This is a genomic window from Streptomyces dioscori, from assembly GCF_003024195.1.
Classification (GTDB): domain Bacteria; phylum Actinomycetota; class Actinomycetes; order Streptomycetales; family Streptomycetaceae; genus Streptomyces; species Streptomyces dioscori.
In genome coordinates, this window is the sequence record NZ_KZ679052.1 from 246,008 (window position 1) to 264,720 (window position 18,713).

10 protein-coding genes are annotated in these 18,713 nt (G+C 72.1%); 5 read left to right on the forward strand and 5 right to left on the reverse strand.

The features are described from left to right. Positions 1 to 223: 223 nt before the first annotated feature. A complete protein-coding gene (gene lhgO / locus C6Y14_RS33295; RefSeq protein ID WP_107020587.1) occupies positions 224 to 1,435 on the reverse strand; it encodes an L-2-hydroxyglutarate oxidase in 1,212 nt (403 codons plus the stop codon). 334 nt (positions 1,436 to 1,769) lie between these two features. Then, complete coding sequence (locus C6Y14_RS33300) at positions 1,770 to 3,194, reverse strand: MFS transporter (protein ID WP_107020588.1); 1,425 nt, start codon at positions 3,192 to 3,194, stop codon at positions 1,770 to 1,772. Between the two features lie 775 nt (positions 3,195 to 3,969). Between C6Y14_RS33300 and C6Y14_RS33305 the strand changes: the two genes are divergently transcribed. Further along, entirely contained in the window at positions 3,970 to 6,063 is a 2,094-nt protein-coding gene (locus C6Y14_RS33305) for an asparagine synthase-related protein (RefSeq protein WP_107020589.1), read from the forward strand. Positions 6,064 to 6,308: 245 nt separating this feature from the next. Further along, positions 6,309 to 9,683, forward strand: a complete 3,375-nt coding sequence (locus C6Y14_RS33310; RefSeq protein WP_107020590.1) for a BTAD domain-containing putative transcriptional regulator — start codon at positions 6,309 to 6,311, stop codon at positions 9,681 to 9,683. Between the two features lie 8 nt (positions 9,684 to 9,691). On the opposite strand, the gene C6Y14_RS33315 is transcribed toward C6Y14_RS33310, so the two are convergent. After that, a complete protein-coding gene (locus C6Y14_RS33315) occupies positions 9,692 to 11,548 on the reverse strand; it encodes a sigma-70 family RNA polymerase sigma factor (RefSeq protein ID WP_107020591.1) in 1,857 nt (618 codons plus the stop codon). A gap of 288 nt (positions 11,549 to 11,836) precedes the next feature. Beyond that, on the reverse strand, positions 11,837 to 12,643 hold the full coding sequence (locus C6Y14_RS33320) for a TetR/AcrR family transcriptional regulator (protein WP_107020592.1): 807 nt from the start codon (positions 12,641 to 12,643) through the stop codon (positions 11,837 to 11,839). 378 nt (positions 12,644 to 13,021) lie between these two features. On the opposite strand from C6Y14_RS33320, the gene C6Y14_RS33325 reads away from it, so the two are divergent. Next, the gene (locus tag C6Y14_RS33325; RefSeq protein ID WP_107020593.1) at positions 13,022 to 14,389 is read left to right on the forward strand and encodes an NAD(P)/FAD-dependent oxidoreductase; all 1,368 of its coding nucleotides are present in this window, start codon (positions 13,022 to 13,024) and stop codon (positions 14,387 to 14,389) included. A 127-nt stretch (positions 14,390 to 14,516) separates the two neighbouring features. Beyond that, complete coding sequence (locus C6Y14_RS33330) at positions 14,517 to 16,175, forward strand: ATP-binding SpoIIE family protein phosphatase (protein WP_107020594.1); 1,659 nt, start codon at positions 14,517 to 14,519, stop codon at positions 16,173 to 16,175. Between the two features lie 31 nt (positions 16,176 to 16,206). Here C6Y14_RS33330 and C6Y14_RS33335 read toward each other — a convergent pair whose 3' ends face one another. Next, positions 16,207 to 17,478, reverse strand: a complete 1,272-nt coding sequence (locus C6Y14_RS33335; protein WP_107020595.1) for an MFS transporter — start codon at positions 17,476 to 17,478, stop codon at positions 16,207 to 16,209. Positions 17,479 to 17,625: 147 nt separating this feature from the next. On the opposite strand from C6Y14_RS33335, the gene C6Y14_RS33340 reads away from it, so the two are divergent. Continuing rightward, entirely contained in the window at positions 17,626 to 18,174 is a 549-nt protein-coding gene (locus C6Y14_RS33340; protein WP_107020596.1) for a MarR family winged helix-turn-helix transcriptional regulator, read from the forward strand. The last annotated feature ends 539 nt before the right edge of the window (positions 18,175 to 18,713 follow it).

The window sequence follows — 18,713 nt, forward strand, 5'->3', positions numbered from 1 at the left end:
GATTTTACGGGTCGGGTGCGGGTGAGGGTGAGGGTGCGGGTCCCTTGCCGGTCCGTGGCGGGTGGGTGCGGGGCCGGTCCGTCGTGGGTCGGGGCCGTGCCGGTACGTCGAGTCCGCCGCCCCCGGGCATACGGAACTCTGCTGACAGGGCAGGCCTCGTTCGGAAGGGCTACGCGGCGGACTGCGACGTACCGGCACGGCCCCTCGCGTGCGCTGTCGCCGGTCAGGCGGCTGCCAGGGCCTTGAGGGCTCGCTGGGCCACCTCCCGGCCGATGGGGAGGGAGGCCGTGGCCGCGGGGGAGGGGGCGTTGAGTACGTGGACCGTGCGGGGGCCCTCCTGGATCAGGAAGTCGTCGACCAGGGTGCCGTCGCGCAGGACCGCCTGGGCCCGGACGCCCGCGGGGGTCGGGATCAGGTCGTCCGAGGTGATGGCGGGGAGCAGGCGGCGGACCGCGCGGGTGAAGGCGGCCTTGGACAGCGAGCGGTGCAGTTCTCCGGTGCCGTAGCGCCAGTGGCGGCGGGCTATCTGCCAGGAACCGGGCCAGGCGAGGGTCGAGCCCAGTTCGCGCGGGCGGACCGTTCGCCAGTCGTAGCCCTCGCGGGCCAGGGCCGGGACCGCGTTCGGGCCGACGTGGACGCTGCCGTCGATGCCGCGGGTGAGGTGCACCCCGAGGAAGGGGAACGCGGGGTCGGGGACGGGGTAGACGAGGCCACGGACCAGGTCGGGGCGGGCGAGGGTGTAGTACTCACCGCGGAAGGGGACGATCCGCATGTTCGGTTCGTCGCCCGCGAGGCGGGCGATCTCGTCGCAGTGGAGACCGGCGCAGTTGACCAGGACACGGGCACGGACGACCGTGCCGTCGTCCGTGCGGACGGCCACACCGAGGTCGGGGCGGCGGTCGATGTACGCGGCCTTCGTGCCGTACCGGATCAGGGCGCCGGAGGCGTTCGCGAGGTGTCCGGCCACGGCGGCGTAGTCGCACACCCCGGTGGTGGAGACGTGGATGGCGGCGAGGCCCCGTACCTCGGGCTCGTACTCCTCGATCTGGGGGGCGCCCAGCTCCCGTACCGGAATGCCGTTCTCCCGGCCTCGCTGGACGAGAGCGTGCAGACGGGGGAGCTCGTCCCGCTCGGTGGCGACGATCAGCTTGCCGGTCACCGCGTGCGCGATGTCGTACTCGGCGCAGAACTTGACCATCTCGGCCGCGCCGCGCGCCGCGAACTGTGCCTTGAGGGAACCCGGGCGGTAGTAGATCCCGCTGTGGATGACTCCGCTGTTGCGTCCCGTCTGGTGCCGGGCCGGGCCGGGCTCCTTCTCCAGCACGGTCACGCGCGTGCCCGGTGCGGCACGCGTGATCGCATACGCCGTCGACAGACCGACGATCCCGCCGCCGATCACCAGCACGTCACAGTCGTAAGCGATCTCCCGCACCATCCGCCCGCCCACCTCCACCTCTCCGACTCCCACCTCCGATAGTGCACTGCGCCACTGACAACCCCCTCAAACCAACATTCCAGCCGAACCAAACCAAACACCGACCCGATCAGACACGGGGGGAGGGAGAGGGGGCACGACCGGGTGCCGGGTAACGGTTCGGGCCGGGGGCGGCCCTTCAGGGGCGCGGGGAACTGCGCGACCGGCCACAGCGCACCCGCAGCGACAAGACGCCCGCAGACGCGGCTTTTAGGGGCGCGGGGAACTGCGCGACCAGCCACAGCGGACCCGCACCCCCGCAACCCCCTCAGCCTCGCAGGGAGCTGCAAACGACCTAGGCCGGGGCCATCAGCAACGGCCGAGCCCGCTCGCGCAGCTCGACGACCCGCGGCTCGTCCCCGTACGGCTCCAGCCGGTGGAGAAGATCCTTCACGTACTCCGTGGTGCGCGCCGAGGAGATGCGCCCGGCAACCTCCACCGCCCGCACCCCCTGCTCGCACGCCGCGTCCAGATTGCCCGATTCGAGCTCGGCGACCGCGGACACGACAAGCCGCAGCCCGTGCGAGCGTACGAACTCCTCCGTCGGCTTGGACAGGGCCTGCTCCGTGAAGCGGCGGACCTGGCGCGGAGCCTTCAGGTCGCGGTAGCACTCCGCCGCGTCCGCCGCGAAACGGTCGTACGAGTAGAAGCCGAGCCAGGACGGATCCTGGTCGCCGTCGCGGGCGCGCTCCAGCCAGCCCTCGGCCGCCTTCAGGGCGCCGCCGGCCGCGTGGGCGTCACCCGCGCGTGCGTGGGCCCGTGCCTCGACCAGGCGGAAGAAGCTCATCGTGCGGGCCGTGGCCAGCCCCCGGTTGCGTTCGAGGGCGGCCTGCGCGAGGTCCACGCCCTCGTCGCCGAAGCCGCGGTAGGTCGCCTGGAGGGACATGGAGGCCAGTACGTAACCGCCGAGCGGGACGTCAGCCGCCGCGCGGGCCAGGCGCAGGGCCTGGATGTAGTAGCGCTGTGCCGCCTCCTGCTGGCCCGTGTCGAAGGCCATCCAGCCCGCGAGCCGGGTGAGTTCGGCGCTCGCCCCGAAGAGGGAGCGGCCGACCTCGTCCGAGTACGAGCCCAGGAGCAGCGGTGCCGCCTCGACCCGTAAGCATTCGGGGACCATGGACGAACGCCAGTCGCCGCCTCCGTACTTGGAGTCCCAGCGCCTGGCGTCCTCGGCGGCCTCGCGCAGCTTCAGCACGTCGCTGTGGCCGACTTTCAGTGGCGCCGCGGAGCCCTCCAGCGGGCCGGCGTCCCGTGCCACCGAGGTGTCGGCCGGGGTTATCAGCCACCGGGAGGCGGGAGTCGCGTACGCGCTCACCGCGAACGATCCGGCGAGCGACTGCCAGATGCCGCCGGAGCCGGCCCGGCGTCCGGCGAGGTCGAGGCGGTACAGATCCGTCGCCGACCGCACGGCCTGTCCTACGTCGCGGGGGAAGGCGAGGCCGACCTCCGGTGCGGGATCCGCGTCCGCCAGGCCGATCTCGTGGAGCGGCACCGGGCGGCCGAGTTTCTGGCCGATGGCAGCGGCGATGAGGTGCGGCGCGGCACCTTGCGGCACCATGCCTTTCGACACCCAGCGCGCCACCGACGTCTTGTCGTAGCGAAGAGTCAACCCGCGTTGAGCGCCAAGATCGTTGACGCGACGCGCGAGTCCTGCGTTGCTGATTCCCGCGAGGGCGAGAACGGTGCCGAGTTTTTCGTTCGGCCCGCGTTGCTCCCTGGACATTGCGCCACCCCTCGACACAGACGGCTGCCGCGCGGGTTCAGCCACGCGGCATTCGTGCTGTGTCTTCCCGGGCCGTCAACCCCTGGAACCCCACCCGCAAAAGCACGTGGCTGAGCCCTCAGGAATATGCCTCCCGCGAAAACACAGGCAAACACAGGGTAGTTCGCCGCATCCCAAGCGTTAAGGGGCATTGTTCCGGATGGCGGGATTGTGGTCCGCGGGTCGGCACGGAGCGTCGTGTCGTGCTCCCGCTGTGTGGCAGTGCGCCCGTCCGTGCGCTCTTCTCCGGCCAACAGGGGAGCGCTTCGATGGATGACGCGTGGGTCGGCCCGCTGTACTGGATCCAGTGGGCTGGGGGACGCCGCCGCCTACATCCCCGCGGGCGGCGGACCGGTCCGGGAGGCGGAGTCCGCCTCCCGGACTGTGCGTTGCGCACAGCCTGTACGGAGCGTGTGCAAGCCTGTCTGTCCATCCCCGATTTGGCTGAATATCGCCCCTGCTCTCCGAGGCCAAAAACCGCGTCTACCACGGTACTTGAGGGCGCGTTGGAAGTTTTTGGGGAGTGTTTCGGGGGCGCATTCGCGTCGTAGCCCGTACGTCAATTCTTCGCGATCGCCTTTCCCCGCGCGTGAGTTCACCGCCGAGGGGGCATCTCCCAGGGGCGCACTCCGGGGAGCGCGAGCGGCCCCGTCGGCTCTCCGGCGCGCTTTCTTCGTGGCAGCATGGTGACCGGTTCGTGCGGTGCACTGGTTGTCCACAGCCTGTGGAGGCGGCGATGCGATGGTTGGTGGGATGGAGCAGCACCGCCGCTCGTGCGCCTGAGTTCGGGTCGGCGGGCGCGACCGGCGGCGACGGCGAGACGGTGCATCCGGTCGGGTCCCAGCTCCTGTGGGGCGACCCCGATCCGCTCTGGGCGGTCGGCGACTGGCGCCCCGACGAGGTGCGGGTCGTCAAGGCCGACGACCAGAACCGCATGGCGGTGCTCGGTACGTGCGGCGCCTCCGACGAGGAACTGCGCGTGGGCCTGTTCGCCGCGCGCGGCGGGGCACTTCGGCATCTGACGGCCTGGTCGGGCAGTTACACCGCCGTCGTCCAGGTGGGCCGCCGTGTCATGGTCTGCGGCGATCTGGCAGGCGTCAGACCGGTGTTCTACACGCCCTGGGCCAGCGGTACGGCGTACGCGACCGCCGCCCTGCCCCTCGCCGACCTCATCGAGGCCAACCTCGACTTCGGTCATCTGGCGGCCCTGCTCGCGGCTCCCGACGTACCGGCCGCCCTCCAGGACTCCACCCCCTACGAAGGCGTACGGCGCATTCCGCCGGGGCACGCGCTGATCCTGCGCGCCGGGGCGCGCGAGATCGCCGGGTACGAGCCGGTGGCCTCCCTCGCCGTCGCGGCCCCCACCGCCGACGCCGACAGCGCGGTCGACGGCGTCCGGGACGCCCTCGTGGAGGCCGTACGCACCAGGCTCGCCGCCCCCAGACACGTACCCGGAGCCGACATAGACCCAGGGCCCGTCCCCGGAATGGGGCCCGCCGAGCGGCGAGCGGCCCGCGGCATGCCGGTGCCGGGCATCGGGGCCGACCTCTCCGGAGGACCCGCCTCCGGCACGCTCGCCCTTCTCGCCGCCGGCCTTCCCGGCGCCCCCGGCACCGTCCTCGGGCACGGCACGGGAGCCGGCGAACGCCTCCTGGCGGTCACCTTCAACGACATGGTGGTCAAGGGTCGCGAGGCCGAACTGGAACGGGCCGGCACGCTCGCCGCCAACCCGCGCCTGCACCACGTGGTGGTGGCCGGAGGCGAGGAAGTCCTCCCCTACGCCGAGTTGGAGGGCCCGCTCACCGACGAGCCGGGCCCGTCCCTGGTGACGGCCGCCCGCCATCGTGCGCGCCTGGCCTCCGGCAGCGCGGACCACTTCACCGGGTACGGCGCCAGACAGGTCCTGGACGCCCACCCGGCCCGCCTCGCCGACCTGCTCATGGACCGCAAACGACGCCACCTGGTGCGTCCGGTCGCCGCCCTGACGAAGGCGGACGGTTCCGTCATGGTCCCCGCGCGCGTGTACGGCGCCGCCCGCAAACTCTCCCGTACGCCTTACCTGGTGGGCATAGAGGGGCTGGCCGACCGGCTGCTGCACAAGCGGTTCGAGGAGCCGGCGGGGGCGGTGGGGGCGTCCCTCGCCGCGCTCACCTGGGCCAGGCCGGGCCCCGCTGCGCGGTGGCTGACCGGTGAGGCCCTCGCTGAAGTATCGGTTCGCCTGACGGGTGCGACGACCCGCGCGGGCATCGGTCCCGGTCAGCGGCCGGGCGATTTCCGGGCCCGTTCCGCGCTCACCCGGCACGCCGGGGACCTGCGCATCCTGGAACAGGCCGCCGAGGTCCGCTTCCAGCGCCTGCACGCCCCCTTCCTCGACAACCAGGTCGTACGCGCCTGCCGCGCCCTCCCCGAAGCCCTGCGCGTCCAGCCGGGCGCACGGGCCGCGATCCTCCGTACGGTCCTGGAGGGCGCCGGGGTGGCGGACCTGCCGTCCGGCTGGGGCGCCCCCTCCCACGCGTCCTCGAACGCCGCCGCGCGCACCGGGCTGCGGGTCGCCGTGGACGACCTGGTGGACCTCTTCGACACGCCCCTCCTCGCCCAGGCGGGCCTGGTCGAGGCCCGCGTCGTCCGCAAGGCCCTCCGGGCGGCGGCCGACGGCGAGCCCCTCCCCCTGGAAGGCCTAGCGGACCTGGTCTCCCTGGAACTGTGGCTCCGCCGCCTGCTGGACCGCCGCGGCACATGCTGGACGGGCACACCGGCCCGCCAGCGGGCGGTCCCGGAGGGGATCCGTCCGCAGCGGGGGGCGTTGGGCGCCGGGGCGGGCAGGGGTTAGGCGGTAGCCGGCAGGTGGTTCGTCCGCGGGTCCGGTGGGGGCGGGCCCAAAGGTTGCGCAGTTCCCCGCGCCCCTGGGCATCTCACCCCGTCCGCTGCCTTCCAGCCCGTCCGGCGCTTGAGGACGAGCGCGAGGCGCGATCAGGGGGGCGAGGGGCGCAACCCCATGCGTGGACGGGAACGGGAAGGGGCGGCGGGGGCGAAAAAACGCCCGGGCACCCCCACCGAACCCGCGACAATGCCCCCGTGCGGTACAAAATTCTGGGCGTCACCCAGGCCACGGACGACCAGGGCGCCAACCTCCCCCTCCCCGGCCCCCGCCTACGCGCCCTCCTCACGGCCCTGGCCCTCAGAACCCCCCACCCGACCCCGACGGAAACCCTCATCGACGAGGTCTGGCCGGACAGCCCCCCGACCGACGCCCCCGCCGCCCTCCAGGCCCTGGTGGGCCGCCTCCGCAGAACCCTCGGCAAGGACGCCGTCACCTCGGACCCGGGCGGCTACCGCCTCACCGCCACCCCCGAGGACGTGGACCTGTTCGTCTTCGAGCGCCTGGTCACAGAGGGCAGGGCCTGCCTGGACGAGGACCCGGAATCCGCCGCCCGGATCCTCCGCGAGGCCCTGGCCCTGTGGCGGGGCCCGGCCCTGACCGACCTCCCCGACCGCACCACGGCGGCGACCCGCCCGGACTCCCTCCGGCAGGAGGCGACACGCGCGCGCGTGGAGGCGGACCTGCGCACCGGCCGCGCCCGCGAGGCCGTACCGGAGCTGCAGGCCCTCACCGAGACCCACCCGTACGACGAATCGCTGCACGCCCTCCTCGTACGGGCCCTGCGGGACACGGGCCGCCCGGCGGACGCGCTGGCCGCGTACGAACGGGCCCGCCGAGCCCTCGCCGACGGCCTGGGCACGGACCCGAGCCCGGAACTGCGCGCCCTGCACGCACAACTGCTGACCCCGCACACGACCCCCACCCCCGCTCCCGCCCTCACCCCCGAACACCGCGAACCCACCGGCAACATCCGTCCCCGCCTCAACTCCTTCGTGGGCCGGGAACCCGAACTTGCCGCGATTCGTTCCGAATTGCGCAGGGCCCGTCTCGTCACCCTCACCGGACCGGGCGGCTCCGGAAAGACCCGCCTCGCCGAGGAGGCCGCCTCCGGGCATCCGCGGGCCTGGCTGGCCGAGCTCGCCCCGCTCGACCGGCCGGAAGCGGTGCCCGGTGCGGTCGTCAGCGCCCTCGGCCTGCGGGAGACCGCGCTGATGACCCATGAGATGGCGGGCCAGCAGGACGACCCGGTCGCCCTGCTCGTCGAGTACTGCGCCCCGCGCAGCCAACTCCTGATCCTCGACAACTGCGAGCACGTCATCGACGCGGCGGCCGAGCTGGCCGAGACGCTCCTGACCCACTGCCCGGGACTCACGATCCTCGCCACCAGCCGTGAACCCCTGGGCGTCCCCGGTGAGTCCGTGCGCCCGGTCGAACCCCTCCTGCCCGAACCGGCCCACCGCCTCTTCAGGGAGCGCGCGGCGGCGGCCCACCCCCAGGGCGACGTCGGCGACGACGACGCCGTGGACGAGATCTGCCGCCGCCTCGACGGTCTGCCGCTGGCCATCGAACTGGCCGCCGCCCGGCTGCGGATGCTCGCCCCGCGCCAGATCGCCGACCGCCTCGACGACCGCTTCCGGCTCCTCACCTCGGGCAGCCGCACGGTCCTGCCCCGCCAGCAGACCCTGCGCGCGGTCGTCGACTGGTCCTGGGACCTGCTCGACGAGCCCGAGCGGACCGTCCTGCGTGAGGTGTCCGTCTTCGCGGGCGGCTGGGACCTGGAGGCCGCGGAGGCCGTGTGCAGCGGGCCCGTGGCCGAGCTGGTCGGAGCGCTCGTCGACAAGTCCCTGATCGTCGCGACGCCCAGCAGCCGGGGCGGCGGCGACATGCGCTACCGACTGCTGGAGACGATCCACGAGTACGCGGCCGAGCGCGTCGCCGAAACCCCTGAACTGCGTGCCGCCGCCGAGCGCCGGCATCGCGCGTGGGCCCGCGCCCTGGTCGAGCGGGCGGACCCCCTCCTGCGGTCCGCCGACCAACTCCGCTGGATCGAACGCCTGGAGAACGACCTCGACAACATCCGCGCGGCCCTGCACCGCAGCGTCCTCGCCGCGGACGAGCCGGAGGCCGCGGCGCTGGTCCTCTCCATGGGCTGGTTCTGGTGGCTGCGCAACTTCCGCCGGGAGGGCGCGACCTGGACCAACCGCGTCCTGCTCCTGGGAGCGGCGCTCGACGCGGCGGCGGATCCGTCCCCACCGGATCAGGCGGGTACGGATTCTCGCCGCCTCGACACAGCCGGCCTCGCCGGGGTGCAGCTGGACGCGATCGACCCCCTGGCGATCTGTCTCGACACGACGGACCCCTTGAGAGTGGGTCTCGGCGTCGAGATCGACCCCGTCGGGTCCTTCCTCGCCGACCCCGAGGGCGAGAGCGGCCACCCCCTGCACAGAACCCGTATCAAGCTGCGGGTGCTGCAGATCTTCCTCGCCTCGGAACTCGGAAAGGTACCGCTGACGCGGGAGCGGACCGTGGAGTACGTCGCACGACTGCGCGGCACGCTGGCGCGCGGCGGCCCGGACGCGGCGAGCTTCCCCGGCATCCTCTGGCCGCTGATCGGGTTTCTGATCGGCAACACCGACGGTGTGCGCGAGACGATGGAGGCCTCGCTCGCCAACTGCCGTGCGCACGGCGGCGAGTGGGAGATCGGCATCGCCCTGCTGTTCTCCGTGCACGTGGCCGTCGACATGCCCGGTGGTATGGAGTACGTCGACACGTACATCGAGGAGCTTCGGACCGTCTCCCTGCGCGTCGGTGACCGCTGGATGCGGGCCCAGGTGTGCGGCGCGGGCGGCGAGGCGGCCATGGCGCGCAGCCGGTTCGAGGAGGCGAAGGGCGAGTTCCGGGAGGCTCTGCGGCTCGCCCACGAGGTGGGGGCGTACGCGGAGAAGCCGTTCCTCATCGCCCGGCTCGGTGAGATCGCCTACCGCGAGGGCGACCGGGCGGCGGCGCTCAGCGCCCTGGACGAGGCGACGGCCGCGGCCGACCGGTACGCGGTGCCCGACTCACGCGCGTTCGTCCTCCTCGTACGGGCGCAGATGGCCGTCGACGACCGGGAGTTCGGCCGGGCGCGCGAACTCTGCGAGGCGGCCCGCCAGGAGACGACCCGGGGCACCCCGCCGCCCCAGTTCCTCGCCGCGCTGAACGGTGTCGACGGCCTTCTCACCGCGGTCGAGTCGGGTCCCGGCCAGGGCCTGCTCCGGCTGGCCGACGCCCTGCGGAAGGCCATGGAGGGGAGATGCGCGGAGGTGGTCCTCGCCGCCCTGGCCGAGCAGGCGGCGGGAGTGCTGTCCGGCATCGGCGAGCACGCGCGCGTGGTCCGCGTCCTCGCGGCCGCGTCCCGCTGGCGGGAGGGCCACCCGCGCCCGCAGCCCCAGCGGGTGGAGCTCGAACGCGTCGAGGCCACGGCGCTGGCCGAACTCGGCCGCCCTGCCTACGACACCGAACGCGCCGCCGGTGCCGCGCTCACCCGGGACGGCGTCCTGAAGGAACTGACAGGGGAGCCGAGGAACTGACCGAGGCGTCACCGGCACCGGAAGCGTGAGTCGGCCCAGTCCGCCAGTGCCGCCGTGCCGAGGCCGGAGTGCGGTTCGACGACCAGGCGGATCGTTTTCCTGCCCGTCAGGTCGACGTGCACGGGCACCGCGGCCTGACCTCCTCGGACCGGCCCCGACTGCCACCTGCGCACACCGTCCGCGAACACGGAGAACCGCACCCGGCCGAGTCCCATCGTCAGGTCGTCCACACCGACCATCGCGTCGTACGAGGAACACGCGCGGTTGAGATCGATGGTGACCGACGAGGCGCCGTGCACGGTGACCCCGTTCGTGTACCGCTTGCCGCCGACGGACATGCCGTACCGCTGCCAGACCCAGCTGCTCTCACCGAGCCGCATCTCGGGCTCGGTGCCGTCCCCGGTGATGCCGTACGCCAGCTGGTTCCACTGGAAATCCTGGGGGGCCGGCGGGGCCGGTGGAGGTGTGGGTGTCGGGGTGGGCGTCGGCTTCGGTTTCGGCTTGGGCGTGGGTGCGGGCGCGGGTGCGGGCGTACGAGTCGGTGTAGAAGTCGGCTTCGGTTTCGGCTTCGGTTTCGGCGCCGCCGCGGCCACCACGGGCTCGGGTTCGGATTCGGCCTCCGGCGGGTTCGAGGGCCGGGAGGGCGACGGCGAAGGGGACGGCACGTTCGGTTCGACGACCGGGTCGGGCGGGCGCGGCCCGGCCTCGTCCTTCTTCACCGCCGCGTCGTCGCCCGCGAGCGCGAACACCACCGTGGCGACGGCCGCCGCGACGACTCCTGCGACGATCCCTGCCTTCGCGGGCGTGCCGAGGCCTTCCGCCGCGGCCCCGCCGGCCCCCGCGCCACCCGAGCCGCCCCCTGCCGCGGACGCGGCTCCCGCGGCCCCGGCCGCGCCCACGCCGGTCCCGCCGGCGATGAGGGCGGCCGCCTTCGCGTATCCGGCGGCACCGAACCAGCCGATGACGGCGACCGGCACGACCGCCGGGATCCCGCTCGCCACGTCCTTGATCTGACCGGCGGCGAGCCGGCACTTGGCGCACTCCTCCAGGTGTTTGCGCAGCCCGCGCTCGGCGCGTGTGCGCAGCCCGCCGCGCGCGTACGCGCCGAGCCGGTCGGCGTAGCGCGCGCACTCCTCGTCCGCGGTGAGCGTGGCGCTCACATGGGCCTGCAGATAGGCCTGCTTGAGTCCCTCACGGGCCCGACTCGCCAGTACGCGCGTGCCGTTGGCGTCCAGCCCGAAGAGGGTGGCCACCTCGCTGGGCGACTCGTCCTCGACCTCGGTGTGCCACAGCACGGCCTGCCAGCGCTCCGGCAGGGACCGGAACGCCTGCATGGCCATGGACTGCTCGGCCTCGTGCATGGCCCGTACGTCCGCGCCCAGTTCGTCGGAGGCGGTGTCGTCCGACAGTTCGGAGCCGCGCGCGGCCTGCGCCGCGAACACGGCGAAGTCGTCGACCAGGTGCTCCCGCCGCGCCGATTTCGTCCAGCCCGCCGCGACACGTCGTACGGTCGTCAGCAGATAGGCGCGTACGGAGTACTCGGGGCCGCTGCCGCCGCGGACGGCCTGGAGCATGCGGGCGAAGACCTCGGCGGTGAGGTCGTCCGCGGTGTGGGCGTCGCGGCAGCAGGTACGCGCGTACCGGCGGACGGCGTCCGCGTGCCGCCGGTACAGCTCTTCGTAGGCGGTGTCGTCCCCCGACCGCATCCACCCGATCAACTCGGCGTCCGAGGGCGGCACTTCGACAGCCTCGACAGGAGGCGGCAGCACTCCGCCGTCATCCTGCCCGCGCCCCTCACGCTGCGACGGAACAACGGCTTCCGGTACGGCGCTGCCGAGTGGCTCGTCCTGCTCGTCAACGCTCATCGCGGAAAGCCCCCGCCTGCACACTCGGACCCGAACACCGGGAAAGAGTGCCACAGGCACTCACTGCCGTTACCCCCAGGAACGCATCAACCACTCATCCGAATGGATCACCCAAACGGGGCTTGACACCCAAAGAAACCCCGCCCCACTCCCAGGCCCGCGAGGACCGGCACCTGACGACGCACCCCGCACCCCCTCAGGGGCGCGGGGAACGGCGCGAGCAACCCCCACGAACCGACACCCGACGACGCACCCCACACCCCCGCCGGAGGCACCCGCGCCAAACGGCTACGCAGGACGAGACCGAAGCCCCTCCAGCAGGATGTCCAACAGCCGCGCAGACGCCGCAGCCTGCTGCGCAGCATCCGGCAGCGAAGGCGCCGCCGTAGCTATCACCAGCAGCACGTCCGACACCGTCACATCCGCCCGCAACTCACCCGCCCCACGAGCCCGGTCCACCAGCCGCCCCACGACCTCAAGCAGCTGCGCAGCCCCGGCATCGTCCTCGTCCGGCTGCTCCCCGAGGGAAGCCGGCCGCTGTTCCACGAGCCGCAGATCGGGCCCGCCGGGCTGGGACCGCTGCTGCGGCACCCGCGCCCCGTCACGCACCGCGGCCCCGTCGAGCACCGCGGAACCGTCGAGGACCGAACCGTCCTCTGCGACACCCACCCGCAGCACCTGCGGCGGCAGCAGCCGCCCGGCGCCCGAGGCCACCGACGTCCGCAGGAAGCGCGAGAGCGCCGACCACGGCTCGTCCTCCTGCCCGAGCGCGGAACGCGCCTGGTCGGTCAGCCGGGAGGTCTCCTCCTCGGCGATACGCCGGACCAGGACGTCCTTGCTCGGAAAGCGCCGGTACACCGTGCCCACACCGACCCGCGCGCGCCGTGCCACGTCCTCCATGGGAGCGCCGTACCCCAGCTCCCCGAAGACCTCGCGCGCCGCGCGCAGTACGTGCTCCAGATTGCGCTGTGCGTCCACCCGCAGCGGCGTGGTGCGCGATACGTCCCCCGCGCGTCCGTTCCCCGCCGCCGCCCCGGTCGCGCCGCCCGTTGGAAGCGCGGACGCGGATGTCCAATGAGTGTCCTGAATATGCATGTGTGTTCCCCCGGTAATGACGTCTCCCCCCGGAGACTCTCCCCGCCATCGACAGACCGGAGTCAGTGGAACAACCTTCGCCGTGGGCCCCGCCGTACGGACCCGTCGAGCGCATCCCCCTACACCCCGATGACACACGAACATAGTTGAGGCGGAGTCAATTCAGAAGGGGGAGGTTCCGCACGGAGCGCCCCCCGATCGGAGTACGGGCCGGTTACGTCCCGGTTGCGCCCCCTAATGCCACCCCGCTCACACCCGCTGACCTGCGGACCTTCCCCGCGCTCCGGTGAAACGGCCCGCTCCGCGCGTCTTCGGCGGCCGGTCACACAAATTGACGGGCCTGTGGACAAACGCCCGGAGCCGGTGCGTCATGGGTGAGTGAAGGAACGTGCGCGCATTCTCGTTGTCGGCGGCGGCTACGTCGGGATGTACACCGCCCTGCGTCTCCAGCAGAAGCTCAAACAGGAGCTGAAACGGGGGGACGTGGAGATCACCGTGGTCACTCCCGACCCGTACATGACCTATCAGCCCTTCCTGCCGGAGGCGGCCGCGGGCTCCATCTCGCCGCGCCATGTCGTCGTACCCCTGCGCCGTGTCCTCGACCGGTGCCGCGTCGTCATCGGCGAGGCCACGTCGATCGACCACGCCAAGCGCACCGCGACCGTCGCGACCCTCGCCACCGAGGAGGAGGGCACGGGCCCCGACCAGCTCTCGTACGACGAACTGGTGCTGGCCCCCGGCTCCGTGTCGCGCACCCTGCCGATCCCCGGTCTCGCCGAGTTCGCCATCGGTTTCAAGACCGTCGAGGAGGCCATCGGTCTGCGCAACCACGTCATCGAGCAGATGGACATCGCCTCCTCGACCCGCGACCCCGCGATCCGCGACGCCGCCCTGACCTTCGTCTTCGTAGGAGGCGGGTACGCCGGAGTGGAGGCGCTCGGCGAGCTGGAGGACATGGCCCGGTACGCCTCCCGCTACTACCACAACGTCAAGGCCGACGACATGAAGTGGATCCTCGTCGAGGCCTCGGACCGTATCCTCCCCGAGGTGGGCGAGGAGATGGGCAAGTACACCGTCACCCAGCTGCGCCGCCGCAACATCGACGTACGCCTGCGGACCCGGCTCGACTCGTGCACCGACCGTGTCGCCGTCCTCAGCGACGGGGCCCGCTTCCCGACCCGCACGGTCGTGTGGACGGCGGGCGTGAAGCCCCACCCGATCCTCGCGGCCACCGATCTGCCGCTGAACGAACGCGGCCGGCTGAGGTGCACCGCCGAGCTGACCGTGGACGGCACCACGCACGCGTGGGCCGCGGGCGACGCCGCCGCCGTGCCCGACGTGACCGCGTCCGGGCCCGGCACGGAGACGGCCCCCAACGCCCAGCACGCGGTCCGCCAGGCCAAGGTCCTCGGCGACAACATCGCCCACTCCCTGCGCGGCGAGCCACTGGAGACGTACTCCCACACGTATGTGGGTTCCGTCGCCTCCCTGGGGCTGCACAAGGGTGTCGCGTACGTCTACGGGCGCAAGCTGAAGGGATACCCTGCCTGGTTCATGCACCGCGTCTACCACCTGAGCCGGGTGCCCACCTTCAACCGAAAAGCCCGCGTGCTCGCCGAATGGACCCTGTCGGGCCTCTTCAAGAGGGAGATCGTCTCTCTCGGTTCGCTCGAACACCCCCGCGCGGAGTTCGAACTCGCGGCCGGTGGAAAGCCTCCCCAGGACCACCCGAAGGGGTCGTCCTGACCGGAGTCAGGAACTTCGCCCGCGGGACCGGCGTCTGACGAATGTCGGTCCCGTCGGACACACTGGTCCATCACGACCATGGGCGGGCCGACCGCTCGCCCTTCGATCCCACGAGGCCTGTCCCACAGTGAACTTCACGCGCTGGAGCGCCCGACTCCCCGGAACGCAGCGCCGCGCGGCGGCGCGGGCCGACGGACTGCCCACGGCACTCCCCTCGGAGAGCTCCGTGCCCGCGGCACGCGCCGAGCGGCCGACCGCCGAGGGGACCTCCCTCGCGCTCGCCCCCGCGGTGGACGAGCTGCCGGTCCGTGAGGTCCTGGACCGCATCCCGGCCCTCGTCGCACTCGTCCACGGCCCCGACCACCGCCTCGCGTACGTGAACGACGCCTATGTGACGGCCTTCGGGGTCCGCCCGTCCGGCGACCCCGCGCGCGAGGCGCTGCCCGAGCTGGCCGAGATCGGCCTCCTGCCGCTCCTGGACCAGGTCCTGCGCAGCTCCAAGCCGCGCACGGTCAAGTCCCGCAAGGTCCCCGGCGGCCGCTCGTACACGTTCACGTGCACCCCCGTCGAGGTCTCGGCCACCCCGGACGGAGGCGGTGTACTGATCTTCGCGGCGGACGTCACCGACCACGCCGAGGCCGCCGAGCGGCTGCGGGCCAGCGAGCGCAGGCAGCGCGAGACCGCCGTCACCCTCCAGCGCTCCCTGCTCCCGCAGGAACTGGAGGAGCCGGACGACCTGCGCGTCGCCGCGACCTACCACCCCGGCGGCACTGAGGCCGCGGTCGGCGGCGACTGGTACGACGTGATCACCCTCGGCGGCGGGCGCACCGCCCTCGTCATCGGCGACGTGATGGGCCGCGGGATCCGCGCGGCGGCCGTCATGGGCCAGCTCCGCACGGCGGTCCGCGCGTACGCACGCCTGGACCTGCCCCCGCACGAGGTGCTCCAGCTCCTCGACGGCCTGGCCATGGAGATCGACGCCAACCAGATCGCCACCTGCGTGTACGCGGTCCACGACCCGAACGAGGGACGGCTGGTGTACGCGTCCGCCGGCCACCTCCCGATCCTCGTCCGCGACGAGAGCGGCACCGTCCACCGCGCCGACGAACCCACCGGACCCCCGCTCGGCACGGGCGGCTGGATGCACGCCTCCGGATCGGTGCCGCTGGGCCCCGGCTCCACCGCCGTCCTCTACACGGACGGCCTGGTCGAGCGCCGGGACGCGGACCTCGACGAGGGAATCGCCTCCCTGGAGGGCGCACTCGCCGGCGCCACGGGCACACCCCAGGTGGTCTGCGACCGCCTGGTCCGCTCGATGGGCGTGACGGCCGAGCACGACGACGACGTCGCCGTCCTGGTCCTCCAGCACCCGGCGCGTACGGGTCCCGACGGCGACCTCTTCCGCAACGCGGCCCTGGAACTGCTCGGCGGCACGGAAGCGGCCCCACGCGCGCGTGCCTTCGCCTCCGGCGTCCTCACCAGCTGGCGCTTCGCACCCGATCTGCACGACCTCGGGGTGCTCGCCGCCAGCGAACTCGTCGCGAACTCCCTTCAGCACGGCACCCCGCCGATGCGTCTGAGACTCCGCCGCACCGACCGCCGGCTGATCGTGGAGGTCACCGACGGCGACGACCACCTGCCGCGCCGCCGCCGCGCAGAGCCGGCCGACGAGTCGGGCCGCGGCATCGCGATCGTCGCCACCATCGCCTCGAACTGGGGCTCCCGACGTGCCCCGGGCGGCGGCAAGGCGGTGTGGTGCGAGTTCGCACTCCCCCGCACCACCTGACCCGGAAGCCCGTCGTCCGCGGTGGCCCTGCTCAGGCCGCGGTCTGCACCGACTCCGTCGAGGCCCCGCCCCGCACCACGACCCGGCTCTTCGCGAGCGAGGGCTGGTTCTGTACAGGAGTGAGCTGCCGCCCCAGCCGCACCGCCAGAAACGTGATCCCCAGCGAGAACACCAGGAACGTCACGATGTACGGGGCGTGCAGCGAGGCACCCATGGGGCCGCCCACCGCCGGACCGACCGCGAGGGCCAGCTGCTTCACCAGGGCGAAGGCCGAGTTGTACTGACCGGCCAGCCCGCTCGGCGCCAGATCCGCGACCAGCGGCGCCACGGTCGGCGACAGCATCGCCTCCCCGAGCCCGAACAGTGCGTACGTCGACACGAACGCGGCCGTCGCCATGGTCTGGCTGCCGTGCCCGAGACCCGCGTACCCGGCGATGACCCAGGCGAGAGCCCAGATCAGCCCCACCGCGCCGATGACCCGGGACCGCTTGCGCCGCTCGACGAACTTCAGCACGGCGAACTGCGCGACGACGATCATCGCCGTGTTCGCGGCGAGCGCCGTCCCGAGCGCCGAGGTGGAGATACCGGCCGCCTCGACGCCGTACGCGCTCAAGCCCGACTCGAACTGCCCGTAGCAGGCGAAGAACAGCACGAAGCCCACCACGCACAGCTGCACCATGGCCCGGTTGCCGAGCAGCTGCTTCCAGCTGCCCCTGGCCCGCCCCGGCGCATCCGCGACCTCGGGCGCCCGCGGCATCCGTACGGTCGCCATCACCACCACGAGCAGCAGGAACATCGCCGCCTCGATCGCGAACAGCAGCGTGAACGAGCCGGCCCGTGAGGCGTCGACGAGGTGACCGCCGATGAGCCCGCCGACCCCGAGGCCGAGGTTCTGCAGGAAGAACTGGGTGGCGAAGGCGCGCGAACGGGTTTCGGTGGTCGAGACGTCGACGATCATCGTCGCCAGCGCGGGCTGCATCACGGCCTGCCCGGCACCGAGCGCGGCAGCCGACATCAGTACGGTCGTGGAAGTGCTCGCCAGCCCCAGACTCAGCGAGCCGACGGCGGCGGTGACCAGGGCGAGGAGCAGCACGGGCATCGGCCCCCGCCGGACGATGGCCCGCCCCGCGAACGGCAGCACCACGAGCGCCGCCACGGCGAAGACGGCGAGCACGAGACCCGCCGTCATGGCACCGAGATCCCGTACCTGCGCCACGTAGACGTACAGATACGGGACGGTGAAGCCGAGGCCGAACGCGCTGAGTGCGTTGCCCACATGGATCCGGCGCATCTCCGCGCCCATCGCCCTGGTCACTTTCACCTGCCTTGATCGAGAAGTCTTACGCCTGCCTCAGGAGTTAGGAGTGAAGACTTCGAAGCTAAAGTTAGGATCTAAACAATACATCTCGAAGGACTTCAACGCCAAGCGGGTGCGTGCCATACTGCGGCCATGGGTGACACCCCCGCCGCGAACGAGCCGACGCTGGACGAGCAGATCGCCGCCTACCAGCGCGAGTTCCGGGACCTCGACCCCCAGGTCGAGAAGATCGTCTCGGCCCTCGGCCGCCTCAACCGCCGTATGAACGTCGCGTACGGCCGCCAGACCGCCGCTCTCGGCATCAGCAACGCCGAGTGGGAGGTCCTCAAGGCGCTCGTGCTGTCGGGAGCGCCGTACTGCCTGGGCCCCAGCGACCTGGCGAAGAGGCTCGGTCTCACCCCGGCGGCCATGACCCACCGGATCGACCGGATGGTGGGGGAGGGTCTCGTCACCAGGGAGCGCGACGAGTCCAACCGGGTCCGCGTGATCGTGGAACTCACGAACGAGGGCCGGGACAAGTGGCTTGAGGCCATGCGCCTCGCCACCGTCTTCGAGGAGGACCTGCTCCAGGACCTCTCGCAGGCGGAGCGCGGCGCCCTGGAAGACGTGCTGACCAGGCTGCTGCGGCGCGTGGAGGACGCACAGCCGGACGCCGGCGGCCGGCTCACCGACCTCGACTGAGGCTTGCTCAGGCCGAGTTGAGGGTTTGCCGGGTGGCCACCAGGGGGAGACTTGACACTCCCCTCGCAGATCCGTAAGGTTCTTCGAGTTGCCACGGAGCCGTAACGGTTCTGCGACAGCACCTCCGCCGCGGATGCGGCACACCAAACCACCAGCTCGATCTCCCAACGGGATTCAATTCGGCGTGCCCGAATTAATTTCGATTTGGGGCCGGCGGCTCCGATTAGGAACTGCCGACAGGATCCGCTAAAGTTTTGGACGTCGGAACGGCCCAACAGCCGCAAAGACAAACCCGGTTGACTGGGAGTCAGGCCCGAAAGGATCTGATAGAGTCGGACTCGCCGGAAAGGGAAACGCAAAAGCGAAAACCTGGAAAGCACCGAGGAAATCGGAACCGGAAACGGTCTGATAGAGTCGGAAACGCAAGACAGCGAGACAAGCACAACAGTAGAACAGTAAGACCGAAGGGAAGCGCCCGGAGGAAAGCCCGAGAGGGTGAGTACAAAGGAAGCGTCCGTTCCTTGAGAACTCAACAGCGT